22 protein-coding genes are annotated in these 26,061 nt (G+C 60.9%); 16 read left to right on the top strand and 6 right to left on the bottom strand.

Translation table 11 applies throughout. The annotated features are described in order from the left end of the window. Position 1: 1 nt before the first annotated feature. Positions 2-928 carry a type II CAAX endopeptidase family protein gene (locus tag J9789_RS07615; RefSeq protein WP_209344184.1) on the bottom strand — a complete coding sequence of 309 codons (927 nt, stop codon included), beginning with the start codon at positions 926-928 and terminating at the stop codon, positions 2-4. A 217-nt stretch (positions 929-1,145) separates the two neighbouring features. Here J9789_RS07615 and J9789_RS07610 point away from each other — a divergent pair, with 217 nt between their 5' ends. The 10 genes from J9789_RS07610 (at position 1,146) to J9789_RS07565 (ending at position 12,805) form a co-directional block, all read left to right on the top strand. Continuing rightward, positions 1,146-3,449: a vitamin B12-dependent ribonucleotide reductase gene (locus tag J9789_RS07610; protein ID WP_209344182.1), complete on the top strand. Its 2,304-nt coding sequence runs from the start codon at positions 1,146-1,148 to the stop codon at positions 3,447-3,449. A gap of 132 nt (positions 3,450-3,581) precedes the next feature. Then, entirely contained in the window at positions 3,582-4,553 is a 972-nt protein-coding gene (gene bsh / locus J9789_RS07605) for a choloylglycine hydrolase (protein ID WP_209344181.1), read from the top strand. A 298-nt stretch (positions 4,554-4,851) separates the two neighbouring features. Further along, the gene (locus J9789_RS07600) at positions 4,852-5,628 is read left to right on the top strand and encodes an enoyl-CoA hydratase-related protein (RefSeq protein ID WP_087398400.1); all 777 of its coding nucleotides are present in this window, start codon (positions 4,852-4,854) and stop codon (positions 5,626-5,628) included. Between the two features lie 110 nt (positions 5,629-5,738). Next, positions 5,739-6,590 (top strand): 3-hydroxybutyryl-CoA dehydrogenase, encoded by an 852-nt coding sequence (locus J9789_RS07595; RefSeq protein ID WP_209344179.1) that lies wholly within the window; start codon positions 5,739-5,741, stop codon positions 6,588-6,590. A 91-nt stretch (positions 6,591-6,681) separates the two neighbouring features. Next, on the top strand, positions 6,682-7,842 hold the full coding sequence (locus J9789_RS07590; RefSeq protein WP_087398402.1) for an acyl-CoA dehydrogenase: 1,161 nt from the start codon (positions 6,682-6,684) through the stop codon (positions 7,840-7,842). A 23-nt stretch (positions 7,843-7,865) separates the two neighbouring features. Beyond that, positions 7,866-8,666, top strand: coding sequence for an acryloyl-CoA reductase electron transfer subunit gamma (gene acrB / locus J9789_RS07585; protein WP_209344176.1), 801 nt, complete (start codon positions 7,866-7,868; stop codon positions 8,664-8,666). Positions 8,667-8,685: 19 nt separating this feature from the next. Continuing rightward, on the top strand, positions 8,686-9,789 hold the full coding sequence (gene acrA / locus J9789_RS07580; RefSeq protein WP_209344174.1) for an acryloyl-CoA reductase electron transfer subunit beta: 1,104 nt from the start codon (positions 8,686-8,688) through the stop codon (positions 9,787-9,789). A 122-nt stretch (positions 9,790-9,911) separates the two neighbouring features. Beyond that, a complete protein-coding gene (locus tag J9789_RS07575; RefSeq protein ID WP_209344172.1) occupies positions 9,912-10,775 on the top strand; it encodes a DMT family transporter in 864 nt (287 codons plus the stop codon). A gap of 117 nt (positions 10,776-10,892) precedes the next feature. Beyond that, positions 10,893-11,141: a DUF6514 family protein gene (locus tag J9789_RS07570; RefSeq protein ID WP_209344170.1), complete on the top strand. Its 249-nt coding sequence runs from the start codon at positions 10,893-10,895 to the stop codon at positions 11,139-11,141. A gap of 278 nt (positions 11,142-11,419) precedes the next feature. Continuing rightward, positions 11,420-12,805: a sodium-dependent transporter gene (locus J9789_RS07565; RefSeq protein ID WP_209344168.1), complete on the top strand. Its 1,386-nt coding sequence runs from the start codon at positions 11,420-11,422 to the stop codon at positions 12,803-12,805. 45 nt (positions 12,806-12,850) lie between these two features. Here J9789_RS07565 and J9789_RS07560 read toward each other — a convergent pair whose 3' ends face one another. From J9789_RS07560 to J9789_RS07550, 3 genes are all read right to left on the bottom strand, one after another. Continuing rightward, positions 12,851-13,579, bottom strand: coding sequence for a polysaccharide deacetylase family protein (locus J9789_RS07560; protein WP_209344166.1), 729 nt, complete (start codon positions 13,577-13,579; stop codon positions 12,851-12,853). A gap of 81 nt (positions 13,580-13,660) precedes the next feature. After that, positions 13,661-14,338, bottom strand: coding sequence for a DUF2461 domain-containing protein (locus J9789_RS07555; RefSeq protein WP_209344164.1), 678 nt, complete (start codon positions 14,336-14,338; stop codon positions 13,661-13,663). Between the two features lie 77 nt (positions 14,339-14,415). Continuing rightward, the gene (locus tag J9789_RS07550; RefSeq protein WP_209344162.1) at positions 14,416-16,263 is read right to left on the bottom strand and encodes a VanW family protein; all 1,848 of its coding nucleotides are present in this window, start codon (positions 16,261-16,263) and stop codon (positions 14,416-14,418) included. Between the two features lie 367 nt (positions 16,264-16,630). Between J9789_RS07550 and J9789_RS07545 the strand changes: the two genes are divergently transcribed. Then, a complete protein-coding gene (locus J9789_RS07545) occupies positions 16,631-17,731 on the top strand; it encodes a 5-bromo-4-chloroindolyl phosphate hydrolysis family protein (protein ID WP_209344160.1) in 1,101 nt (366 codons plus the stop codon). 339 nt (positions 17,732-18,070) lie between these two features. On the opposite strand, the gene J9789_RS07540 is transcribed toward J9789_RS07545, so the two are convergent. Beyond that, a complete protein-coding gene (locus J9789_RS07540) occupies positions 18,071-19,036 on the bottom strand; it encodes an Ig-like domain-containing protein (protein WP_209344157.1) in 966 nt (321 codons plus the stop codon). Positions 19,037-19,231: 195 nt separating this feature from the next. On the opposite strand from J9789_RS07540, the gene J9789_RS07535 reads away from it, so the two are divergent. Further along, positions 19,232-20,650, top strand: a complete 1,419-nt coding sequence (locus tag J9789_RS07535; protein ID WP_209344155.1) for an AAA family ATPase — start codon at positions 19,232-19,234, stop codon at positions 20,648-20,650. A gap of 40 nt (positions 20,651-20,690) precedes the next feature. Here J9789_RS07535 and J9789_RS07530 read toward each other — a convergent pair whose 3' ends face one another. Continuing rightward, positions 20,691-21,107 carry a hypothetical protein gene (locus J9789_RS07530; RefSeq protein WP_087187848.1) on the bottom strand — a complete coding sequence of 139 codons (417 nt, stop codon included), beginning with the start codon at positions 21,105-21,107 and terminating at the stop codon, positions 20,691-20,693. A gap of 183 nt (positions 21,108-21,290) precedes the next feature. Between J9789_RS07530 and murI the strand changes: the two genes are divergently transcribed. The 4 genes from murI (at position 21,291) to J9789_RS07510 (ending at position 26,053) form a co-directional block, all read left to right on the top strand. After that, positions 21,291-22,106: a glutamate racemase gene (murI, locus tag J9789_RS07525; RefSeq protein ID WP_209344154.1), complete on the top strand. Its 816-nt coding sequence runs from the start codon at positions 21,291-21,293 to the stop codon at positions 22,104-22,106. Positions 22,107-22,196: 90 nt separating this feature from the next. Then, positions 22,197-22,640: a DUF1934 domain-containing protein gene (locus tag J9789_RS07520; RefSeq protein WP_209344152.1), complete on the top strand. Its 444-nt coding sequence runs from the start codon at positions 22,197-22,199 to the stop codon at positions 22,638-22,640. 48 nt (positions 22,641-22,688) lie between these two features. Next, positions 22,689-24,437 carry an arginine--tRNA ligase gene (gene argS, locus J9789_RS07515; RefSeq protein WP_209344150.1) on the top strand — a complete coding sequence of 583 codons (1,749 nt, stop codon included), beginning with the start codon at positions 22,689-22,691 and terminating at the stop codon, positions 24,435-24,437. 341 nt (positions 24,438-24,778) lie between these two features. Continuing rightward, entirely contained in the window at positions 24,779-26,053 is a 1,275-nt protein-coding gene (locus tag J9789_RS07510; RefSeq protein ID WP_209344148.1) for a glycosyltransferase family 2 protein, read from the top strand. Positions 26,054-26,061 lie beyond the last annotated feature (8 nt).

The following is a 26,061-nucleotide window of genomic DNA, read 5'->3' as shown; positions in this document are numbered from 1 at the left end:
CTCAGAGAAAATAGCTGGCCGTCAGCAGGAGGGACAGCAGACAGAAGAAGAGGACGCCGGGATTTTCAAAGAAGAGCCGCCATTTCCATCCCTCGGACAGGGACACCGTGCCGGGCTCCAGCTGAATATCCCGCCAGCTGGTAATGAGGAAGGTGAGGCCCACCACGATGGCGCCCAGTACCAGCAGGGAGGTGAGCTGTTCCCCAAAGGTGCCCAGCTTCTCCAGCAGGGGTACCAGGGCCACCGAGGTGCCGTTGGTCAGGGCGTGGATCAAAATGGTGTACCGCAGACGGCCGGTGCGCAGGACGATGTAGGAGAAAAGTGCGCCCACGGCGAAGGCATAGAAATACTGGTTCAGATTGCCGTGGAACAGGCCGAAGCACAGGGCGGAGGTCAGAATGGCAAACCGGTCGCCGTAGGGCCGCAGCCGCTCCAGCAGCAGGCGGCGGAAGAGGTATTCCTCCGAGAGGGGGGCGATGACACAGCCCAACAGCAGCTGCAGGGCCATGGGATAGGTGGCCAGGCTGTCCACCGGATTGGTCACCGCCTCCCCCCGCAGTGCGCCGATGAGCTGGGTGAGCATGAGGGTGAGGAGGTTGGCCAGGTAGATCAGGCCCAGGGTGGTGATCAGAGCCTTACAGAAGGAGATGGGGCCCATAGAACGGGGGGCGGGGCGCTGGGGGGCGGCGGTACCCCGCAGCACCAGACAGGCGGCGGGGACGCCCACGGCATAGGCCGAGCCCACCGACAGCAGCCAGAGAAAGACCGGCTGGGTCAGCAGCTCCGGGCGCAGGATACGGACCACAAGGCTGACCAGCAGCTGGAGCACCAGCGTAGCGGCCATCTGGGCGAACAGGGCCCAGCCCAGCCGGGAGAACCATTGGCAGTGGGGGCGCAGCAGGGCGCCCTGATCGGGATGGTGGTACATTCCGTCACCTCGCACAAAAATAAATCGAAAATTTCCACTTTCCGGCCGCCGGGAGGGGGCCGGGAATTCGCGCCCGCTTCGGGCGCAAGGGTTCCAGGGATTCATTATAACAAGAATGGGTGAGAAGGGCAAGAAATCGGACATATTGACAGGTTGGTTTTCTATGATACAATATCTTGTGCTTAAACATAAGACTGACTCAGAGGAGAGATAAGATATGCCCATTTCTGAAAACGCCAAGGCAGTGCTGGAGCGGCGCTACCTGGCCCGGGACGAGCAGGGGAATCCCACCGAGACGGTGGACGGGCTCTTCCGCCGGGTAGCCAACGCAGTGGCCGAGGGCGACCGCCACTTTGATCCCAAGGCTGACGTGGTGGCCACGGCGGCGGAGTTCTATGAGATGATGACCAATCTGGACTTCCTGCCCAATTCCCCCACCCTGATGAACGCCGGCCGCCCCCTGGGGCAGCTGTCTGCCTGCTTTGTGCTGCCGGTGGCCGACTCCATGGAGGACATCTTTGACGCCATCAAGAACGCTGCCCTCATCCACAAGAGCGGCGGCGGCACCGGATTCTCCTTCTCCCGGCTGCGTCCCAAGGGTTCCACCGTCAACTCCACCGGCGGTGTGGCCAGCGGCCCCATCTCCTTTATGAAGGTGTTCAACGCCGCCACCGAGGCGGTGAAGCAGGGCGGTACCCGCCGGGGCGCCAACATGGGCATCCTCCGGGTGGATCACCCCGACATCATGGACTTTATCACCTGCAAGAACGACACCTCCGAGATCACCAACTTCAACATCTCTGTGGGCATCACCGAGGCCTTTATGGAGGCGGTGAGCGCCGACGGGATGTACGATCTGGTGGACCCGGCCACCGGCCGGGTGGCGGGCCAGCTGAAGGCCCGGGAGGTCTTTGATACCATCGTTACCTCCGCCTGGCAGACCGGCGAGCCCGGCATCATCTTCCTGGACCGGCTCAACCGGGACAACGCCGTGCCCAGCCAGGGCGAGATCGAGTCCACCAACCCCTGCGGCGAGCAGCCCCTGCTGCCCTACGAGAGCTGCAACCTGGGCTCCATCAATCTGGTTAACCACATCACCAAGACCGTGGCGGGCTGGGTGCTGGACCGGGCCAAGCTGGAGAAGACCATCCGCACCGCTGTCCACTTCCTGGACAACGTCATCGAGGTCAACCAGTACCCCCTGCCCGAGATCGACAAGATGACCCGTTCCACCCGCAAGATCGGCCTGGGCGTCATGGGCTTTGCGGACATGCTCCTCTACATGGGCGTGCCCTACAACAGTGAAGAGGGCGTGGCTCTGGCCGCCGAGATTATGGACACCATCAACACCATCGGCCACCAGGAGAGCGAGAAGCTGGCGGAGAGCCGGGGTGCCTTCCCCCTCTTTGACCAGAGCATCTATAAGGACGGCAAGCCCATCCGCAACGCCACCGTAACCACCATCGCCCCCACCGGCACCCTGTCCATCATTGCCGGTGTGTCCTCCGGTGTGGAGCCGGTGTTTGCCTACGCCTACATCCGCAACGTCATGGACAATACCCACCTCATTGAGACCAACCAGATCCTGAAGGACAAGCTGGTGGAGGCGGGGATCTACTCCGAGGAGCTGATGAAGCAGATCGTGGAGCAGGGCTCCCTGGCCCACGTGGACGGCATTCCCGAGGAGATCAAGCGGGTCTTTGTGTGCGCCCACGACGTGTCCCCCATCTGGCACGTGAAGATGCAGGCCGCCTTCCAGCAGTACACCGACAACGCTGTCAGCAAGACGGTGAACTTCCCCAACTCCGCCACCAAGGCCGAGGTGGCCGAGGTCTACCGCCTGGCCTACACCCTGGGTTGCAAGGGCACCACCATCTACCGGGACGGCAGCCGCAACGAGCAGGTGCTCAACATCGGCAAGGTCAACGATGGCAAGGAGAGCGCTCCCGCCTCTACCGGCCGGGTGTGCGAGGAGTGCCAGGTGCCTCAGGAGGCCTACGGCCACATCCAGCCCCGGCCCCGTCCTGCGGTGACCACCGGCTTCACCGAGAAGGTGCGCATCGGCTGCGGCAACCTGTATATCACCGTCAACTATGACGAGAACGGCATCTGCGAGGTGTTCACCAACACCGGACGGGCCGGCGGCTGCCCCAGCCAGAGCGAGGCGACCGCCCGGCTGGTCAGCGTGGGCATCCGCTCCGGCATGGACCCCAAGGAGATCATCCAGCAGCTCAAGGGCATCCGCTGCCCCTCCTGCCTGCGGCAGTCCGGCGTGCCGGTGACCTCCTGCCCCGACGCCATTGCCAAGGCGCTGGAGAAGGTGCTCAAGGTGTCCAAGAACACCCACGAGCCGGCTCCCGCGCCCATCAGCGCCGCTGTCAAGGCAGATTCCATCCCCCGGCCGGGCATGACCCCCGCCGAGGCCAAGCTGGCCAAGTTCTGCCCCGAGTGCGGGGCCAAATTGGAGCACGAGGGCGGCTGCGTCACTTGTCGTGACTGCGGCTACTCCAAGTGCGGCTAAAAAGGTCTAAGGGCCTGTCGCGTTTCCCCGCGGCAGGCCCTTTTTCTACAGAAGCAGGATAGCGTCCGTCGGGAGCCGCCAAACTAAGGAGCGCGCCCCAGGGCGCAGCCATGGAAACAGGAGGCGTCAACCATGTGTACCAGTCTTACCTTGACCACCGGTGATCCCTATTTTGGCCGGAACCTGGATCTGGAGTATCACTTCGGCCAGCAGGTGGTCATTACTCCCCGGAATTTTCCCCTTACCTTTAAACAAATGCCTACGCTGGAGGGGCATTATGCCATCATCGGCATGGCTACCGTGGCGGAGGGCTATCCTCTTTACGCCGAGGCGGTCAACGAGAAGGGGCTCTATCTGGCAGGGCTCAACTTTCCGGGCAACGCCTGCTATCCCTGTGGCCCGGAGGACGGTACCCCTGCGGGCCCCTATGAGCTGATCCCCTGGCTGCTGGGTACCTGCGAGAGCGTGGAGCAGGCGGCGGAGCAGCTGCGCCGCACTCGGCTGCTGGCGGAGCCCTTCCTGCCCAGCATGCCCTCGGCCCCCCTCCACTGGCACCTGTCCGATGGCAAGCGGTCTATGGTGATCGAGCCCATGGCGGACGGGCTTCGCCTGTTTGAGGACCCGGTGGGGGTGCTCACCAACAACCCCACCTTTGATTTCCACCTGACCAATCTCAATCAGTACCTGGGCCTCTCGGCCGCCCAGCCGGAGAATCGCTTCGGTGGGCCGGAGCTGCACCCCTTTGGACAGGGAATGGGAAGCCTGGGCCTGCCGGGGGACTGGTCTCCCGCCTCCCGCTATATCCGGGCGGCCTTTTTGAAGTGCAACAGCGCCTGTGAGCCCGACGAGGCCTCCAGTGTGGGGCAGGTCTTTCACATCCTGGACGCGGTGGCCATGCCCCGGGGAGCGGTGCGTACCCCGGAGGGCAAATGGGACATCACCGATTACAGCTGCTGCATCAACGGCAGAACGGGCACCTATTATTATAAGACCTACGGGAACAGCCAGATCACGGCGGTCCCCATGGACGAGGAGAAGCGAGCGGGCAGAGAGCTGATCTGCCGCCCTCTGATCACCACCCAGCAAATCCGCGTGGACGGCTGACCGGCGGCCGGGGTTCCAGACCCCGGTTGTACATATTAACCAAACAGCCACTCTTCGGCACGTGGGGAAAATGGGACGAAAAGGGCGGAAAACCGGATGGTTTGCCGATTCGCCCCATAGTTGCGGCGGCATTCCGAAAGCGAATTGTGCACATTGTCTATAATCATTGATAAAAAAATAACGAAATTCTCTTGCATTTTACTTGCCTGTTTGGCGGGGGTGCGGTATACTTATTAGGTGAGAACTTGTTAAAATTATAACAATTCTAGATAGGTAACAGGACAAGGAGGCAGAACAAATGGGTTTTGTGAAGCTGGAAAAGCAGGGCCACGTCGGCGTGGTCACCATTGACCGGCAGGAGGCGCTGAACGCGCTGAACAGCCAGGTTCTGAGCGATCTGGACGCTGTCATCGATCAGGTGGCCGCGGACGACGAGATCTATGTTATGATCCTTACCGGCGCGGGCCGCTCTTTTGTGGCGGGCGCTGATATCGGCGAGATGAAGAACTTCTCTTCCATCGACGGCAAGAAGTTCGGCGTGCACGGCGGCGGTGTGTTCCTGAAGCTGGAGAATATGGCCAAGCCTGTCATCGCTGCCATCAACGGCTTTGCCCTGGGCGGCGGCTGCGAGCTGAGCATGGCTTGTGATATCCGTCTGGCCAGCGAGAAGGCCAAGTTTGGTCAGCCCGAGGTGGGCCTGGGCATCACCCCCGGCTTCGCCGGCACTCAGCGGCTGCCCCGTATCGTGGGCGTCTCCAAGGCTATGGAGCTGATCCTCACCGCCAAGGTCATCAAGGCCGACGAGGCCAAGGCCATCGGCCTGGTCAGCGAGGTCTATCCCGCCGAGGAGCTGATGGATAAGGCCATGGAGCTGGCCAACGCCATCTGCGCCAACGCTCAGATCGCCGTGCAGGAGTCCAAGCGCTGCATCCGCATGGGCATGCAGACCGACATCGCCACCGGCTCCGCCTTCGAGGCTGAGGCCTTCGGCGTCTGCTGCGGCACTGCCGACAAGGACGAGGGCATGGGCGCCTTCCTGGAGAAGCGCGCTGAGAAGCACTTCCAGAACAAGTAAGCTGACCGGAGATTTTCCGGTGTACATTCCTTATGACACCTGTAATAGCAAATCCGTCTGACCAGATTTGGAACGTTTTCATCAAAAAGATTGAAAAGAGGTTTTCTGCTATGAAGAAGATTGTTGTCATCGGTGGCGGCACCATGGGCCTGGACATTGCTCAGGTCTTTGCCAAGAAGGACTTTGACGTTGTTGTCCGCGACATCAACGACGACATCATCAAGGCTTCCGAGGCCCGCCTGAACAAGAGCCTGGATAAGCTGGTTGCCAAGGGCAAGATGGACGAGGATAAGAAGGCTGCCATCCTGTCTCACATGAGCTTCACCACCGATCTGGCTGCTGCTGCCGACGCCGACCTGGTCGTCGAGGCCGCCATCGAGAACCTGGACATCAAGAAGAGCATCTTTGCCGAGCTGGACAGCATCTGCAAGCCCGAGACCATCCTGGCCTCCAACACCTCTTCTATCTCCATCACCGCCATCGCCGCCGCTACCAAGCGCGCCGACAAGTTCATCGGCATGCACTTCTTCAACCCCGCCACCGTCATGAAGCTGGTGGAGGTTATCCGCGGCGCTCACACTTCCGACGAGACCTTCAACACCATCCGCGATCTGTCCGTGGAGATCGGCAAGGAGCCCGTCGAGGTCAATGAGGCCCCCGGCTTCGTGGTCAACAAGATCCTGATCCCCATGATCAACGAGGGCATCGACCTGGTGTACACCGGCGTGGCCACCGTTGAGGGCGTTGACACCGCTATGAAGCTGGGCGCCAACCACCCCATGGGCCCCCTGGCTCTGGGCGATCTGGTGGGCCTGGACGTGTGCCTGGCCATCATGGACACCCTGTACAACGAGACTCACGATCCCAAGTACCGTGCCTCCCTGCTGCTGCGGAAGATGGTCCGCGCCGGCAAGCTGGGCCGCAAGACCGGTATCGGCTTCTACGACTACACCAAGAAGTAAGAGCCTCATTCATACTGCGCAAAACGACGGGCGGGAGCCCAAAAACTCCCGCCCGCCGTTGTGAAATACATATCTAGGAGGAAGGCAACAAATGGATCTGCACCTTTCCAAAGAGCAGGAAATGCTCCGCAAGATGTACCGTGACTTTGCCGAAAACGAAGTCAAGCCCCTGGCTGAGTGGGTGGACGAGAACGAGGCGTTCCCTGAGGAGACCGTCAAGAAGATGGCCAAGCTGGGCATGATGGGCATCTATTTCCCCAAGGAGTACGGCGGCGCCGGCGCGGACGTTCTGTCCTACGTCATGGCCGTCGAGGAGATGAGCAAGGTCTGTGGTACCACCGGCGTTATCATCTCCGCTCACACCTCCCTGTGCTGCGCTCCCATCTATGAGAACGGCACCGAGGAGCAGAAGATGAAGTATCTGCCCAAGCTGTGCTCCGGCGAGTGGATCGGCGCTTTCGGTCTGACCGAGCCCGGCGCCGGCACCGACGCCCAGGGTCAGCAGACCACCGCCGTGAAGGACGAGAACGGCAACTGGGTGCTCAACGGCTCCAAGATCTTCATCACCAACGCTGGCTACGCCAATGTGTTCGTGATCTTCGCCATCACCGGCGTGTCCACCGACAAGCGCGGCCGCAAGAAGAAGGAGATCTCCGCCTTCATCGTGGAGCGCACCGATCCCGGCTTCTCCGTGGGCAAGCACGAGAAGAAGATGGGCATCAAGGGCTCCTCCACCTGTGAGCTGATCATGGAGGACTGCGTCATCCCCGCTGACCGTCTGCTGGGCAAGCAGGGCAAGGGCTTCGGCATCGCCATGAAGACCCTGGACGGCGGCCGTATCGGCATCGCCTCTCAGGCTCTGGGCCTGGCTGAGGGCGCCATCGAGGAGACCATCAAGTACACCAAGGAGCGCGTCCAGTTCGGTAAGCGCATTTCCCAGTTCCAGAACACCCAGTTCCAGCTGGCTGACATGCACGCCAAGACTGAGGCTGCCAAGTGGCTGGTCTACTCCGCTGCCATGAAGAAGCAGAACCATGAGCCCTACACCATGGACGCTGCCATGGCTAAGCTGGTTGCTGCTGAGACCGCCAGCGACGTGACCCGCCGCTGCGTGCAGCTGTTCGGCGGCTACGGCTACACCCGTGAGTACCCCGTGGAGCGCATGATGCGCGACGCCAAGATCACTGAGATCTACGAGGGCACCAGCGAGGTCCAGCGGATGGTCATTTCTGCCAACCTGGGCGTCAACTAAAGGAACTGGAGGGAAGTTACGATATGAAATGCATCGTTTGTGTTAAGCAGGTCCCGGATACCTCCGGTGTGGTGGCGGTGAAGGAAGACGGCACCATGGACCGTGCCGCCATGGCTACCATCACCAACCACGACGACCTGGCTGCTGTTGAGGCCGCCCTGCGGATCAAGGACGCCACCGGCTGCAAGGTGGTTGTGGTCTCCATGGGCCCCCCGCCCGCCGAGGGCATGCTGCGTGAGCTGCTGGCCATGGGCTGCGACGAGGCCGTTCTGGTTTCCGCCCGTGAGTTCGGTGGTTCCGATACTTACGCCACTTCTCAGATCCTGGCTGCTGCCATCAAGAAGATCGGCGTTGAGGACGGCGACATCGTGTTCTGCGGCCGTCAGGCCATCGACGGCGATACCGCCCAGGTCGGTCCCCAGATCGCTGAGAAGCTGAACCTGCCCCAGGTCTCCTACGTTGCCGAGATCAACGTGGAGGGCAAGGACGTCACCGTCAAGCGTCTGCTGGAGGACGGCTACATGACCATCAAGGTCCAGACCCCCTGCCTGCTGACCTGCGTGAAGGAGCTCAACGACGCCCGCTACATGAGCGTGGGCGGCATCATGGAGTGCTACCAGAAGCCTCTGGAAGTCTACAACTATGAGACTCTGAAGGACGATCCCCTGATTGATGTTACTACCATCGGCCTGAAGGGCTCTCCCACGAATGTGTACAAGTCCTTCTCTCCCCCGGTGAAGGGCGCCGGTATGATGATGGAGGGCGCCGACAAGGCGACTGTCGAGAAGCTGGTCTCCATCCTCAACGACAAGCACATTATCTGATTGAAAGGAGAGCAATAGAATGGCTTTCAATAGTAGCGATACCGCCGCCTTCAAGGGCGTATGGGTTTTCTGTGAGCAGCGCGAGGGCGTTATCATGTCCACCAGCTACCAGCTCCTCTCCGAGGGCCGTAAGCTGGCCAACGACCTGGGCGTTGAGCTCTGCGGCGTGGTCCTGGGCAAGGACATCAAGGAAGAGTACCTGAAGGCTCTGGGCGGCTACGGCGCCGACAAGGTGTACTACTGCAACCATGAGCTGCTGGACGTTTACACCACCGACGCCTACACCAAGGTCATCTGCGACCTGGTGGAGGACAAGAAGCCCGAGATCTTCCTCATCGGCGCCACCAACATCGGTCGTGACCTGGGCCCCCGCTGCGCTGCCCGGCTGCACACCGGCCTGACCGCCGACTGTACCCACCTCGACGTGGACGTGGCCAAGTACAAGGAGTTCCTGAAGACCACCTCTACCATTGACGTGGACAACACCGTGTTCGAGGAGAACACCAACCTGAAGATGACCCGTCCTGCTTTCGGCGGTCACCTGATGGCTACCATCATCTGCCCCCGCTTCCGTCCCCAGATGTCCACCGTTCGTCCCGGCGTTATGCAGACCCAGCCCTACGACGAGGCCGGCGCTGCCAAGACCGTCATCGAGAATGTGGACGTCAAGCTGGACAAGTCCGACATCCATGTTGAGGTGCTGGAGGTCAAGAAGGCTGCTAAGAAGCTGGTTGACCTGATCGGCGCTGACGTGGTGGTCTCCGTGGGCCGCGGCATCAGCAAGGACGTCGAGGGCGGCCTGAAGCTGGCTGAGGAGCTGGCTGGCGTCCTGGGCGGCGTTGTGGGCTCCTCCCGTGCCTGCGTGGACGCTGGCTGGATCACTGCCGACCATCAGGTTGGCCAGACCGGCAAGACCGTTCACCCCCGCATCTATGTTGCTCTGGGCATCTCCGGCGCCATCCAGCACCTGGCTGGCATGCAGGACTCCGAGTGCATCATCGCTGTGAACAAGAACGATTCCGCTCCCATCTTCGACGTGGCCTCCTACGGCATCGTGGGCGACCTGTACAAGGTCACTCCCATGCTCATCGAGGCTATCCGCGCCGCTAAGGCTGAGAAGTAAGGAATCCTTACCGCATAAAACACCGGCCAGATCATCTGGCCGGTGTTTTTTTATGCAGAGATTGATTGCACGGCTGGGGGAAATAGGGTATACTGAAAGACCGTAGAGAGGAGGGAAACACCATGCTGGAGCGTCATCCCAACGGCGTACTGCTGCTGGGCGTACTGGGCATTTCCATATCCGCCATCCTGGTGCGCTACTCCCAGGCCCCATCGGTGATCACGGCGGTGTATCGCCTGGGCTGGACGGTGGTCCTGCTGCTGCCGGTGGTGCTGTTTAAGTTCCGCAAGGAACTGCTCCAGGTGCGGGGCAGGGATGTGCTGATGTGTACCCTCAGCGGCATCTGCCTGGCCCTCCATTTTCTCACCTGGTTTGAGTCGCTGAAGTGGACTGGCGTGGCAGTGTCCACCGTGCTGGTGAGCACCGAGGTCATCTTTACCGCCCTGGGTTTTGCTCTCTTCCTGAAGGGCAAGATCCCGCCGCTGGGGGTGGTGGCCATTGTCATGGCCTTTGGCGGCAGTGCGGTACTGGCTTTGGCGGGAGGCGGACAGGACAGCGTTTTGTATGGAAATCTCCTGGCGCTGGCTGCCGCATTCTTTGTCGCTCTGTATACTTTGATTGGAAGAATACAGAGAGGATACCTTTCTACCACCATTTATACCTTTTTGACCTACCTGGCCTGCTTCCTTACCCTGCTCATCATGGCCCTGGCCAGCGGTACGCCCCTGGTGGGTTACGGGGCCCGGGAGTGGCTCATCGGTCTGGGTCTGGCGGTGCTGTGTACCCTGATGGGGCATAGTCTGTTCAGCTGGTGCCTGAAATTTCTCTCGCCTGCCTATGTGTCAGCGGTCAAGCTGTGCGAGCCGGTGTTCTCGGGCGCACTGGCGGTCCCTTTGTTTGGAGAGATCCCTACTCCGGTGCAGCTGCTGGGGGCGGTTATCATCCTGGGAGCGGTGCTGCTCTATACCTGGGCGGAGCGTAAATGACCTGGGGATGGATTCCCTGCTGGCGTTTTGTGACGAAAAAATACGAACGGTAAAACTTTACAATTTGTGGTAAAGATGTATAATTGAGTCATAGAACGTACAAAGGGGGAGAAATCCATGCGAGAGCTGCTGCTGGAGAGCCCGCAGGGGTGCGCCTACCGCTATGCCATTCTGGTGGATGAGATGGCGGTGGGCGGTCTGAGTTGTGAGAGCTATGGTGTCAAGGTGACCGGGCCGGATGGAGACTGCGAGGCGGTGCCCAATATCACGGTGAGCACCGGGCGCATTGACGAGCTGGTGGATCTGATCCGCCGCAATCAGGTGTCCCCGGTGACCCTGCGGGATGTAATCGAGGACTGGTTATAAGAAAAGTGGATAAAAATACACTATTATGTACGGCTGACGATTGACAGCGCAGATAAAATCGGCTATGATAATGTCTGCTGAATCGACCACGCAACGGAGTGGGGCCGGCCAGAGGGTGTTTGTTGGTGCCGTTCCGTATGCCGATCGTTCCCGCGGTTAAAGCCGCGGGAATTCTCTTAGGCGGCGGTGTGTCTGTCGGGAGGAATTTGGGGCAGGGCAGGGGACAGAGACCCCGCCCAAAAGGCCGCCGCAGGCGGCCAAGCCAAGGAGGAAAGATCGTGAAAGAGAGAGAGACCTTTGCGTCCCGGCTGGGCTTCGTGCTCATCTCTGCCGGGTGCGCCATCGGCCTGGGCAACGTCTGGCGTTTCCCCTACATCGTGGGGCAGTACGGCGGCGCCGCCTTTGTGCTGATCTATCTGGTGTTTCTGGTGGCCATGGGTCTGCCCATCATGGCGATGGAGTTCGCCGTGGGCCGGGCCAGCCGCAAGAGCATCATCGTGTCCTTCCAGGAGCTGGAGCCCAAGGGCACCAAGTGGCACTGGTACGGCTGGTTCGGTATGGCGGGCAACTACCTGCTCATGATGTTCTATACCACCATCGCCGGCTGGCTGCTGATGTACTTCTTCAAGATCGCTGCCGGTCAGTTTGACGGCCTGGATAAGGCCGGTGTGGAGCAGTCCTTCGGCACCATGGTGTCCCAGCCCGGGATGCAGCTGCTCTTTATGGCCATCGTCATCGTGCTGGGCATGGTGATCTGCAGCCGCGGCCTGCGCAACGGCGTGGAGAAGGCCAACAAGTTCATGATGCTGTGCCTGCTGTTCCTGCTGGTGGTGCTGGCTATCCGTGCCATCACCCTGCCCGGCGCCATCAAGGGCCTGGAGTTCTATCTGGTGCCCAACTTCGACAACCTGATGTACGACGCCAACGGCAACTTCCGTCTGGGCGAGGCCATCTACGCCGCCATGGGCCAGGCCTTCTTTACCCTGAGCCTGGGCATCGGCGCCATGGCCATCTTCGGCAGCTACATCGGCAAGGACCGCCGCCTGTTCGGCGAGACTATCAGCGTGGGTATCCTGGATACCTGCGTGGCCTTTGTGTCCGGCCTGATCATCTTCCCCTCTGCCTTTGCATTCGGCGTCAATCCCGACTCCGGTTCCAACCTGATCTTTATCACCCTGCCTAACGTGTTCAATGCCATGCCCGGCGGCCGGCTGTGGGGCGCGCTCTTCTTCGTGTTCCTCTTCTTTGCCGCCCTGTCCACCATCACCGCCGTGTTTGAGAACATTCTGGCCTGCTGGATGGACAAGTGGGGGGTGTCCCGCCGCAAGGCGGTGGCGGTCAACCTGGTGCTCATCTTCCTGCTGAGCCTGCCCTGCCTGCTGGGCAACAACCTCTGGAGCGGCATCAAGATCCTGGGCATGGGTATCATGGACTTCGAGGACTTCCTGGTGAGCAACAACCTGCTGCCCATCGGCTCCGTGATCTACCTGCTCTTCTGCTGCCTGTCCAAGAAGATCGCCTGGGGCTTCGACGGCTTCCTGGCTGAGGCCGATCAGGGCAAGGGCGTGCGCTTCCCCGCCAAGCTGCGGATGTATTTCACCGTGGTGGTGCCCATCATCGTCCTCATCATCTTTATCATGGGCTACATCGAGAAATTCGCATAAGAGACCAACAAAAAGGACCTGCCAAACGGCAGGTCCTTTTTTCATTTAAGGATAGGCGTTCCAGTAGACCTGGCCAGCCTTCAGGGAGAGCCCCCGGGCGGCAAAGAGCTGGTCTATGGTACAGAAGTAGTAGCCCTCGGCATGGAGGCGGTCTACGATCTGGAGGGCCGCGTCTACCGACTGGGCGTAGATGTCGTGGAGCAGAATAATACTGCCGTCCTTAGCCTGGGACACCACCTCTTCCACCACCCGGGCGGTGTTCTTATCGTCCCAGTCCTCTGGATCGATGGACCAGAGGATGATGGGACAGCCTGCCCGGGTGCGCACCCCCTCGTCCCATTTACCGAAGGGCGGGCGGAGCAGAAAGTCGTTGTGGCCCAGCAGGTCCTTCAGCAGGGTGCGGGTGGTACCCACCTGGGCGTCAAAGTCGGCCTGGTTCAGCTCGGTGAGCTGCACATGGTCAAAGGTGTGGATGCCGATCTGGTGGCCCTCCCGGTCCATCCGGCGCACCACATCCTCGTTGTCGGCGATCTGGCAGCCGATGAGGAAAAAGGTGGCCTTCACACCCCGCTCCGCCAAACCATCCAGCAGGCGGGTGGTGGTGGAGCGGCGGGGACCGTCGTCAAAGGTGAGGGCGATGAGCTTTTGCTCCGGAAGGTCCACGGGAGCGTCCGCCTGCAGCGCCTCATACCCCAGCAGGGCCGAGGGCGGAAGAACGGCCAGCAGCAATGCCAGCAGAAGGACGGCCCAGCGCCGCCCGGTATGCCGCTTCATATTCCTCGCCCCCCATTTCACCAGTTGCCTGGCTTAGTATGTGCGGCGGGGCGGCAGACTTACCACGCAAAATCTGTTAATTCAGGCCTGGCGGGGATCGGGATCGCCGCTGAGGGAGAGGATATACTGATAGTAGGGGAGCAAAAACTCAAAGGAATCCACCAGCGTGTCGGCAAGATCGTGGCTCCAGAGCAGATCCTGATGGGGGGCGCTGTGGGAGAGGGCAAAGCTTTTTTTGCTGTACCAGGGCTGCAGCAGGGGAGAGGGGGCGGTCTTGGGCCGCTTATAGTCCTCACCCTCCAGAATGAACTGATCCTGCTTGTTCAGGCGGCGGGCCAGCTGCTCCATGGGCTTGGGATCCCGGTCCATCCGGGCACGGAGCTTGGCCATGGTCACGGCGGGGGCCATCCAGAAGCCCATGCCGCAGGACCAGCCCTCCGGCTCCAGCTCAAACCAGAACACCGGCTCGGAGCCGGGCTCCACGTGGGGGCGGACCAGACTCATCCACAGGTGGTCCTTGTACGGGCCCCGGCCAAAGAGCCGACGGGCGTCCCGGTAGATGCGGGAGACCTTGCACACCAGATCCAGGTCGGGGTGCTTGTCCAGAAAACGGTCATAGACCTCATTGGCCAGCGCCTTCATGGGGCGCTGGAAGTGGGTGAGGTATTCCTCCTTATGGGCCTCAAACCAGGACTTTTCATTGTTGAAGCGGATGCCCCACATGAAGTCCACGGTGGCGCCGGAAAATCCTTCAAACATAACGGGTTCCTTTCCAGTTTGGTATTTGGGCAAGCAAGGCCCCCCGCCGGGCGGGGGGCCTTGCAGTAGCGTTGTGCTCAGACAGCCGGAGACTCCGCTTCCGGCACCGGAGTGTTGTCAGTGGGTTCCATGCCGGGCCCCACAGAAGAGGACGGCGTGGCGGCCGGGGTGGGAGTTGCCTCAGGGGTGGGCGTCGGTGTAGGCTCCGTGGAAGGAGTGGCCGACGGGGTGGCGCTGGGGGTAGCCGACGGTGTAGCCGTGGGCGTGGGGGTGGGCTCCACCGGAGTCAGAGTCTTCAGACCGGTGGAGGGATCAATGCCCCAACGGGCCGCGTCGGCGGGGTTGTAATAGTATACCGCGTCGGAGGACTTGTAGCTGTTGCGGTACAGGAAGATGGTTTTCACGGTGTTGCCGTTCTTGTCCACCAGCTTCTGATACACGTCCACCGTAACGCCGTTGTAGCGGGAGTAGTTGGGGTCCCGCTGAGGCTGAGTGCCCTGGGGAATGGAGGAATCAGGCTTGTAGATGTTCTTATAGGGCGTGGTGGAGACGGTGACGCTGTAGGGCTCACCGTGGATGCCGGTGGTATCGGTACCGTAGATGGTGACGTGCAGCTTGTGGCTGCTGTCCTGATAGGCAGAGATCTTGATGGGGTATTCGGTATCGTTCTTGAACTTGAAGTCGATCTGGTTGCTCCACACAGTGGCGTCGGTGCCGATGACGGGCATATAGCCGCCGTTGAAGGCGTGCTTGGAGCGCTCCACGGTTTCCAGATTAGCCTTCAGGGTCACCCAGTACAGGGTGGAGGACAGCTGGCAGATGCCGCCGGCGGTGGCGTCGATGCTCTGTCCGTTCTGATAGGTGCCGGCATCCCGGTAGCCGCTGGCCTTGGTGTAGGGACCGGCCAGGGCGTTGTAGGAGAACACCTCGCCGGGCAGCAGGATGGTGCCGTTGATGCGGCTGGCGGCCAGATCAATGTTGTACCAGCGATTGGAGGGACCGGCGCAGCTGGTGGTGCCGGTGCCCAGCACGTCCTTGAAGAGGTTGGCCTCCAGATTGGCGGTGGTCATTTTGGGTTCGGTTTTGGTCAGGGGAACGGTGACCTGCTCCCCCTCCTCCGCACTGTCCAGAGCGGACTTGGCGGCCTCCACATCCAGATCAACGCCGGTGACCGAGGGGACGATCTTCTTGGTCTCCTTGTCTAAGTAGGCGTCGGTGGCTTCCACGCACACTTCCTTCTGGATGGCGTCGAAATCGGGATCGGCGGGGGGCGCAGTGGTGACCTGGGCGGTAATGGGCTCGGATTCCGCTCCGGCGTCATTGGAAAGCAGCTCGCTGAGCCGGGTCTCCAGGGCGGTGGTGAGGGCGGCGGTGTCGATGGTGCGGCCGGTGACGCCCTTATGGAAGACCAGCTGGTCGTCCTTGACCTCCCAGGTGGTCTGGGACTCAGGGTCGGCGCACTCCTCAATGGCCTGGTCGATCACATCGGGGGTACCGTCCAGCGAGACCTGGACCGGGTACTGGCTGCCCCCGGTCAGAGCGGTCAGATACTGGCCGCCCCGGGTGAAAAAGGAACCGGACTGGCTGTCCATAGCGGACTGCACGGCGGCCTGGGCGTCCACAGAGGCGCCCTCGCCGGTAACGGTATATTCCTTATCCTCGCAGGTAAAGGTGGCGGAAAGTTTAGACAGACGCTGGGGCAGCTGCTCCTCCAGCAGGGAGAGCGCCTCCTCCTGGGTGCGGCCGCCCACGTTGACGCCGCCGATGGTGGTATTGGGCAGGAAGGTGCCGCTGCCAGCCACGGCGCACAGAATCAGATAGCCGGCGATCAGCGCCGCTATCACGATGAGCGCTATCACCAGGGCAACCTTGCCGCCCTGGGGCTTTTTGGCCTGCGCGGTACGTTTACCCGCTGCTTGTGCCATATTGATCACTCCAACTTCTATTGTGGCCTCGGCCGAAGGCCGGGCAGAGAATCCCACGGTCCCGGCAGAAGCAAGATCTGCTCATTTGCGGGAGCCGCAACAAAATTGATTCAGTAACCCATATTATAGGTGTTGCCTAGGGAAAATGCAATTACAGAATGGTTACATGAACGGCAGGCGGAAATCGCTTTACAGTCACAGAGAATCAGTGTATGATGATAGAAAAAGCTGTATGAATCGGAATGGAACGATGCCCGCCGCCTATTCAGCATGAGCCCGCGAGGTCAATCGTATCCATCGAAACTTTGTCACTTTTGTGATTGAATGGCAGCGTTTTTTAGCCTTTTATCCAAAGGAGCGGTATTCCATGTCCTATTATCGCAACCGGCGTCCAGATAACAGCAACGAACTGTTTTCCTGGATCATGATCCTGATTCTGCTGGTTACCGTGTGGCCTGTAGGACTCTTCCTGCTGGTACGTAAGCTGATCGGCCTGGGACGCAGACCCCAGTTCCCCTACCTGGGGCCCAGCCCCGGAACCCAGGGCTTCCGTACCCCGCCCCCCAACGCGGCGGGGAAGAAGCCCAGCCTCAACAAGGGCAAGGCCATGACCATCGGCGGCGCCATTATGGCCGTCCTCTTCGGCATCGCCACGGTGTCCGGACTGCCGGTGGTGAGCAGCATCTGGGGCTTTCCCCTGTCTCTGGCCATGATGTCGCCGGTGATCGGCCTGTTTGCCGGCGGATTGGCCCTGATGGCGGCGGGCAGCATGAGCACCCGCAAGATGAAGCGCTTCCGGAAGTATCTGGCCCTCATCGGGCGGCGGGAGAGCGTGTCGGTGGTGCAGCTGGCCCACGCTATGCCGGTGTCGGTGCGCAAGGCGTGCAGAGATTTGCAGGAGATGCTGGATGAGGGCATTCTGCCCACCGGATATCTGGATATGTCCACCCATGAGCTGATCCTCAGTGACGAGGGCCTGAAGGATGAGCCGGAGCCGGCGGAGGAGCCCGGTCAGGAGGAGGAAGAACCTCTGGACATCCGGGATGACGACGCGGTGTTGCGGGAGATCCGCCGCCTCAACGACGATATTGACGACCCGGCCATGAGCCGCAAGATCGACCGCATCGGGGAGATCACCAGCAAGATCTACGGTTACGTCAAGCAGAACCCGGGCAAGGAGGACCAGCTGCGCTCCTTCCTCAACTACTATCTGCCCACCACCCTGAAGATCCTCAAGGCCTATGCCCGCATGGAGGACCAGGGCGTGGAGGGAGAGAACATCCGCACGGCCAAGGCCCGTATTGAGGGCATGATGGATAAGGTGGTGGACGGCTTCGAGAAGCAGTTGGATCGCCTCTTCGAGGTGGACACTATGGACATCACCGCCGATGTGGAGGTGCTGGAGCGGATGCTGGAGAAGGACGGCCTGTCCGGCGGTATGGATTTCGGCCAGAAGGGAACTTCATAAATCGTTTACATAAGGTCCAAAATTTATCCAACACTCGACAGGGCGGCTGTGGTATCTTATAAGCACAGCCAAGAGAAAAGGCAAGGGCGCCGCGCCGGGAGCGTGCGGAGGACAAATGCCATCCGGAGCGCGTTCAACAAACCGGCCCGCCCTTGTGACTGCCCCCCGGCTGTGGGGGCAGACCAAAAGCAACACCGGCCCTGCCGCGTGATGAGATAAAGATAGGAATCCCTCCCTTAAAAAAGCAGAAAAGGCGCCCCGGACGTTGGTCCGGGGCGCCGCTCTTTGCAGCAGACAGGAAAAGGCCCCGGACTTTTGGTCCGGGGCCTTTTTGAATGATCAGGTGCAGCGCACGGTGCAGGTCAAGGTCTTGCCATCCACCGAACAGGTCAGGGTGGTCTGGCCCTTGCTCACATAGGTCACGGTGCCGTTGCTGGAGACGGTGGCCACACCGCTGTTGCCGATGCTCCACACGGGGGTGGAGGAGGTGCCGCTTACCTTCACCTGGAAGGAGGGGTAGGTCTTGCTCAGGGTGAAGTCTGTCCGGTTGAGGGACAGAGAGGTGGTCGTGGTGGTGGATCCGCCGGAGGTGGTGCTGCCGGTGGAGCCGCCGGTGGTCACGGAGTTGTGGACCAGGCAGGTGTGGGTCACGCCGCCGGGCATGGTGGCGGTGATGGTGGCGTTGCCGGTCTTGGAACCGGGGCTCACCTTGCCGGTCTCATCCACGGACACGATGTCGGGGTCGCTGCTGGTCCAGGTGATGGTGCCGGTGGAGCCCTCGGGGATAAAGGTCACCTTCAGGGTGACGGGGTCAGGATAGCGGTCGCTCAGGGAGAACTCCGTCAGGCTCAGGCTGAAGTCGGTGGCCGTCTGGTCAGCAGGGATGGTCTCCACCGGATCGGGAGATTCGGTGGGATCGGGATCGGCGCTGGGCTGGGCGGAGTCGGTGGGCATGACGCTTTCGACTGTGCCCGGATCGTTGGCTGAGTTGCCCTTGGTGACCAGGGGAATGATAACCGAGATCACGATGATGATGGCCGCAATAATAACGGCCAGAGAGATGATGATACCGATGAGCCGCAGGGGCGAGGGGCCCCGGCCGTAGCCGCCGCCCCGGGTATTGGTCACCAGCCGCTTGCCGCCACGGGGACGGCGGGGGGCGTCCTCATCCCCGTCGTAGTCCTCGTCGTCCAACGGCATTTCATCACAGAAGGGGCAGTGCTTATAAGTAGAGGCGTAGTCTTCGCCGCAGTATTCGCAGTGGATCATGGTGGGACGGTCGTCCCGGTTTCGCCTGGATGCCATGGGAAATCCCTCCAATCGACATTCTTAATGATATTTTACAACGGCAGACGGCAGGCCGTCAACGGTACTTCGGGAAATGTAAAAGTTTTTTAACAATTATGTCAACTATGGGGAGGGCTTGCACGGGTACCGGGAATTGGCTATAATAAAATTTGCGAAAATTTACGAAAAAAGTGCAGGGGAGGCAGCCCAGTTATGAAGGGATCCATCAGTGCCGCCGAGGCCCACCGACAATACAGCGAGGGGATGACCGCCTTTCGGCGGCAGATCGCCGACCAGGCCCTGCGGGACCGTTTTGCCCGGGAGGCTGATATCTTCTTCCGGGGCTGCGCCCTGGGCCTGTGGCAGCGGGACGGGGCCTCCCTCAGCCCGAGACATGTGGAATTTTATAACGCCATCTACACCAAGGGCAATCCGGTGCCCTCAGTGCTGTTCTGGGAGCTGTCCTCCGGGGTGGCCCGATATCCCGGGTTTCGGCCGCCGGAGTTTTTCAACCGAATGCGGGCCTGCGACAAGGTGGCGGGCACCGATCTGGCCCGGCGGTTTGTGGATCTGACCACTCTGATGCTGCTGCTCTTCGCGGCGGTGGACGACCAGGTCAGCGAGGAGGAGGCCGGGTTTGTCAACCAGTGCGCCGATACCCTCTCCGCCCTGTGCGACCAGGACGGACTGAAGGGGGAGAAGTCGCCTCTGGATGTGGGGGACTTTGTGACCCGCCGTCCGGAACCGCAGTGCCCCGCCGCCGCCCCGGCGGCGGAGCCTCAGGAGGCAAGCAAGCCGGAGGAACCGGAGCCCACCCTGGAGGAACTGATGGCCCAGCTGGACGGGCTGTGCGGCCTGGAGAAGGTAAAGGCCGATGTGAAGAGCCTGGTCAACCTGGTGAAGGTGCGCAAGCTGCGGCAGGAGCACGATCTGCCGGTGCCGCCCCTGTCTCTTCATCTGGTGTTCATGGGCAATCCGGGCACCGGCAAGACCACGGTGGCCCGGCTGCTGGCCCAGCTGTACAAGGCCATCGGCGTACTGTCCAAGGGGCAGTTGGTGGAGGTGGACCGCTCCGGTCTGGTGGCCGGGTTTGTGGGGCAGACCGCCCTCAAGACCGGCGAGGTCATTCAGAAGGCCCTGGGGGGCGTGCTCTTCATCGACGAGGCCTACGCCCTGGCGGGGCAGGATAACCCCAACGACTTCGGCAAGGAGGCCATTGAGACCTTGCTGAAGGGGATGGAGGACCACCGGGCGGACCTGGTGGTCATTGTGGCGGGATACACCGAGCTGATGGGCCGGTTTCTCCACGCCAACCCCGGCCTGGAGAGCCGCTTCAACAAGTATTTCTATTTTGAGGACTACAACGGAGCCCAGCTGATGGAGATCTTCTGCTCCATGTGTGAGAAAAATGGGTATACGCTCAGTGATGACAGCAGAGCATATGCCGAGCAGTATTTGAAAGAACTGTATGAGAACCGGGATGAGAACTTCGGCAACGCCCGGGACGTGCGCAACTTGTTCGAGCGGGCAGTGGCCCGCCAGTCCGACCGGGTGGCCGCCCTGGAGGCTCCCAGTAAGGAGGAGCTGATGGCCCTCACCGTGGAGGACCTGCGGAAGGAGACCCAGGCATAAAAAGAGCCCCTGCCGCATTGGGCAGGGGCTTTGAGCCGTCTTACAGGTGGTCGCTGTCCACCAGGATGTTGTCGGTGCCGTGTTCCTCAAACTCGGCGATATAGGCATCGATCCGGCTGGCCAGCTCATCGTAGTTGCTCTCGTCAATGGGAGCGTCGTCCATATCCCGGCGGGCCAGGTCCTCCGCCAGAATATCAAAGAAGACGTTATTTTCGTATTCCATGATGGCCTCGTGGATGCCGCCCTCGGCAAAAGCACGGGAGGGGACCACTTCGCCCTGCCAGTCCTCCGCCAGGGTAGGCATGCCCTCGGCACGGGCCTTGGCAAAGAGCAGGCTCTCCACTTCGTCATAGTCCCGGAATCGGTCGTCCCCACGGGTGGAGTTCAGGATCCAGTTGCCGATATAGGCCATATCCAGCAGACGGCGAAACTGCTTGGTCGTCAGTTCCAGCTTCATACCAATGAGACCTCCTTGCTGTCGTGACGTTGGGGCACGGAGGACCATCCCCCACTCTCATATTATAGTCACCCCCGAAGAAATGTCAAACCGGGGAGGGAAAAATGTGAAAATAACCCCTTGTTTTCCTGACCCGTTTCCCCTATCATTAAAAGAACCACAGTATTACAAGGAGGGAGCGTCTTGGACAGACGACCCATCGGCGTTTTTGATTCCGGCCTGGGAGGGCTGACCACGGTGCGGGAGCTGTGCCGCCTGCTGCCGGGGGAGGATATCGTATACTTCGGCGATACCGGACGGGTGCCCTACGGCAGCCGCTCCAAGGAGACCATCATCCGGTACGCCCGCCAGGACGTGGCCTTTCTGCGTACCTTTGATTTGAAACTGATTGTCATTGCCTGCGGCACCGTGTCCACCACGGCGCTGGAGATTCTGGCCAATGAGAACCCCATTCCAGTGCTGGGTGTGGTGGCCCCCGCCGCCGCTGCCGCAGCTCAGGCCACCCGCAACGGCAAGATCGGCCTCATCGGCACCCAGGCCTCCATCCGCAGCGGGGCCTATGAGAACCTGATCCGCAAGGCCGACCCGGCGGCCCAGGTGACCGCCCAGCCCTGCCCCCTCTTTGTGCCCCTGGTGGAGAACGGACGGTTCAAGCCCGGGGACATCGTCATTGAGACGGTGGCGGGGGAGTATCTGGCCCCGCTGAAGGAGGCGGGGGTGGATACCCTGGTGATGGGCTGTACCCACTATCCTCTGCTGGAAGATGTCATTTCCGCCCAGATGGGACCGGACGTCCGGCTGATCAACGCCGGGGCGGAGGGCGCCCGGGCGGCAGCCGCCCGGCTGGCAGCGGACGATGCCCTGTCCGGAAAGACAGAGGGCGGAAGCTGCCGCTACTTTGTCAGCGACCGGCAGGAGGACTTTTCCCGCCTGGCCTCCGTTTTCCTGGGCTGGGACGTCACCGGTACCGTGGGACAGGTGGATATCAGCTGTTATTAAGGCCCTGCCCTCTTTACATTGGGGCGGGAATTGGATATAATATGGTGCAATTTGCGGCCGGAAGGGCCGATAAAGAGGGAACATAGAACCATGGAGAACAATGTTATCATATCCATTCAGGGCAAGCAGTCCTTTGAGGACCAGGAGCCGGAGGTCATCGAGCTGGTGACCGAGGGCCGGCTGTCCCGGGACGGGGAGGACGGTTACACCCTCAGCTATCAGGAGAGTGAGCTCACCGGACTGGAGGGCACCCTGACCACCTTCCAGATCGAGCCGGAGCGGGTGACTCTGCTGCGGATGGGAGAGGTCAACTCCCAGATGGTCTTTGAGGAGGGGCGACGACACCTGTCCATGTACAACACCCCCTACGGCGCCCTGGCGGTGGGGATCAGCACCAAGAAGATGCGCACCCAGCTCAGCCCCGACGGCGGCAGTATTGAGATCAATTACGCGCTGGAGATCGACCACGCGGTGGCGGGGGAGAACCTCTTCCACATCCAGGTGCGGCAGAAGGGCAACGGCATCCGCCAGTAAGAGCCCTTCCTATTTTAATATTGTAATTCAGAAGAAAAGGTGATAGATATGTCCAATATGATCCAGGCGGCCCGGGAGCAGGTCGCCCAGCTGACCCAGGCGGCCTATGAGAAGGCCGCGGCCCAGGGCCTGCTGCCCGCCGGGGCGGAGGTCAAGGCTACCATCGAGATCCCCAAGGACCCCACCCACGGCGACTACGCCTCCTCCTTTGCTATGGCGGGCGCCAAGGCCCTCCACAAGGCCCCCCGCCAGATCGCCCAGACCATCGTGGACAACCTGGAGCTGGAGGGCACCTTCTTTGATAAGGTGGAGATCGCCGGCCCCGGCTTCCTCAACTTCACCCTGGGCAGCAAGTGGTACGGCGAGGTACTCACCGACATCCAGGCCGAAGGCAGCACCTACGGCGCGGTGGATGAGGGCCACGGCGAGAAGGTAATGGTGGAGTTCGTCTCCGCCAACCCCACCGGCCCCATGCACATCGGCAACGCCCGCGGCGGTGTGCTGGGCGACGCCCTGGCCAGCGTTCTCACCCGGGCCGGATACGACGTGTGGCGTGAGTTCTACGTCAACGACGCCGGCAACCAGATCCACAAGTTCGCCATGTCCATCGACGCCCGGTACCTCCAGATCGTGCTGGGTGAGGAGAACTATCCCTTCCCCGAGGACGGCTACCACGGGGACGACATCAAGGAGCTGGCCCAGGCCTTCTACGATCAGCACGGTCCCGACTGGAAGGACAAGCCGGTGGAGGAGCGCCAGGAGGCCATGGCTCAGTACGGCCTGTCCGTCAACATCCCCAAGATGAAGGAGGACCTGCGCCGCTACCAGATCGAGTACGATGAGTGGTTCCTGGAGTCCGGCCTCCACAGCTCCGGCTATGTGGCCGAGACCGTGGGCATGCTGGCCGACAAGGGCTGGACCTATGAGAAGGACGGCGCTCTGTGGCTCAACACCACCGACCTGCTCAAGCAGAAGTTCATGGCCGAGGGCAAGACCCAGGAGCAGGTGGACAAGCTGGACCTGAAGGACGACGTGCTCCGCCGGGCCAACGGCTTCTACACCTACTTTGCCGCCGACATTGCCTATCACCGCAACAAGCTGGAGAAGCGGGGCTTCTCCAAGGCCATCAACATCTGGGGCGCCGACCACCACGGCCATGTGGCCCGCCTGCAGGCCGCTCTGGACGGCCTGGGCCTGGATGGCTCCCACCGGCTGGTGGTAGTGCTGATGCAGCTGGTCAACCTGCTGCAGGACGGTCAGCCCGTCCGTATGTCCAAGCGCTCCGGCAAGGCCATCGCCCTGCGGGACCTGCTGGACGAGGTCAGCGTGGACGCCGCCCGCTTCTTCTTCAACTCCCGGTCCTCCACCTCCGCCCTGGACTTCGATCTGGATCTGGCGGTGCGGCAGGATTCCGATAACCCGGTGTACTACGTACAGTACGCCCACGCCCGCATCTGCTCCCTGGTGAGCCGCCTCACCGAGGAGGGCGCCCAGGTGCCCGACGCGGCTTCCGTGGATGCCGCCCTCTTCACCACCGCCGAGGAGAAGGCCCTCATCAAGACCCTCTCCCAGCTGCCCGAGGTGATCCGCATCTCCGCCCGGGACTACGATCCCTCCCACGTCAACCGCTACCTCATCACCCTGGCCGGCGACTTCCACCGCTTCTACAACGCCTGCCGCATCAAGGGCGAGGAGGCCGACGTGCTGTCCGCCCGGCTCAAGCTGGCCGACACCGTCCGGTCCGTCATTGCCAACTGCTTGGCCCTCATTGGCGTCACCGCCCCTGAGAAGATGTAAGCAATCAAAAAAGATCCCGTCTTTTTTGAAAAAGACGGGATCTTTTTTTGCTCTTTTTCGTCCATACATCTGTTGTTAAATTGTGAAAAAGTTATGTCTACAAGAAAAAGCAGTAGAATGTTTCGAAAATGGATGGGTTATGCCTATATGGAATCCATTTACAGACCTGAGGTCTAATTTCTTACATTTGTATAAAAGAAATAAAAACTTTCCCTTAATCTTCTGTTAATTGGTATGTAACACTCTTGTAATCTTTTCAGGGTGTGGTATGATATGCATTACACGCAGACGAATGTCGTACTGCGGCTTCCTTCAGTGACTGACAGACGGAGGATCATAGAATGACAATTTTGCATCTTGTGAAAAATCTGAATTTTGCCGTGGTGGTACTCTTCACCCTGCTCTACCTCTATCAGGGCTTCTATGTGGTGGTTGGCCTGGTGCGCCGCCGCTGGAAAGAGCACCATGTCCCCGCCAAGCTCCACCGGTTCGCGGTGGTGGTCTCTGCCCGCAACGAGGAGGGGGTCATCGGAGAGCTGCTGGACAGCTTAAACAAGCAAAATTACCCCAAAGAGCTGCTGGACCTCTATGTGGTGGCGGACAACTGCACCGACGACACCGCCGGAGCGGCCCGCCGGGCCGGAGCTTTCGTGTACGAGCGCTTCGACCAGCAGAAGAAGGGCAAGGGCTATGCCATGGATTACCTCTTCCACCGCCTGGAGGAGGAGGGCAAGGACGTCTACGACGGCTATTTTGTCTTTGACGCCGACAATCTGGTGGACCCCAACTTTGTTTCTGAGATGAACCGTACCTTCGACAAGGGGTACGACGCCATTACCTGCTACCGCAACTCCAAGAATTTTGGGGACAACTGGATCTCCGCCGGCTACTCCATCTGGTTCCTGCGTGAGGCCCGCTTCCTCAACTTCCCCCGCACCCTGCTGGGCACCAACTGCCATGTGTCCGGCACCGGTTTCCTGGTGTCCGCTCAGGTCATCCGGGACAACGGCGGCTGGCCCTTCCACCTGCTCACCGAGGACATTCAGTTCTCCGTGGACTGCGCCATCCAGGGCCGCAAGATCGGCTACTGCGACACCGCCGTGGTGTACGACGAGCAGCCCACCACCTTCCGCCAGTCCTGGGACCAGCGGCTGCGGTGGTCCAAGGGCTTCTATCAGGTGGACCGGGATTACACCGTGCCCCTGCTGAAGGGCTGCTTCCGGCCCGGCCGGCTGGGCACCTCCTGCTACGACATGTTTGTGACCGTGGCTCCCGGCATGCTGCTCACCCTGGTGATGATCCTGTTCAACGGCATCATCCTGGCCACCTGCATGACCCAGCCCGCCTACATCGCCGCCCGCGTTATGGACGTGACCCTGGGCTTTATGGGTTCCGCCCTGTGGAACTTCTACGTGGGCCTCTTCGTGTACGGACTGCTCACCGTGCTGTCCGAGTGGAAGCACATCAACGCGTCCCCCCTGTGCAAGCTGGGCTACGTGATTACCTTCCCCATCTTCATGTTTACTTATATTCCCATCTCCATCGCCGCTCTGGTGAAGAAGGTGGAGTGGAAGCCCATCTATCACTCCGCCACCAAGCGGGTGGGTGTGAGCTGATACACACA

Source organism: Flavonifractor sp. AGMB03687, from assembly GCF_017811815.1.
Classification (GTDB): Bacteria; Bacillota; Clostridia; order Oscillospirales; family Oscillospiraceae; genus Flavonifractor.
This window is presented reverse-complemented; position numbering and strand designations above follow the sequence as displayed.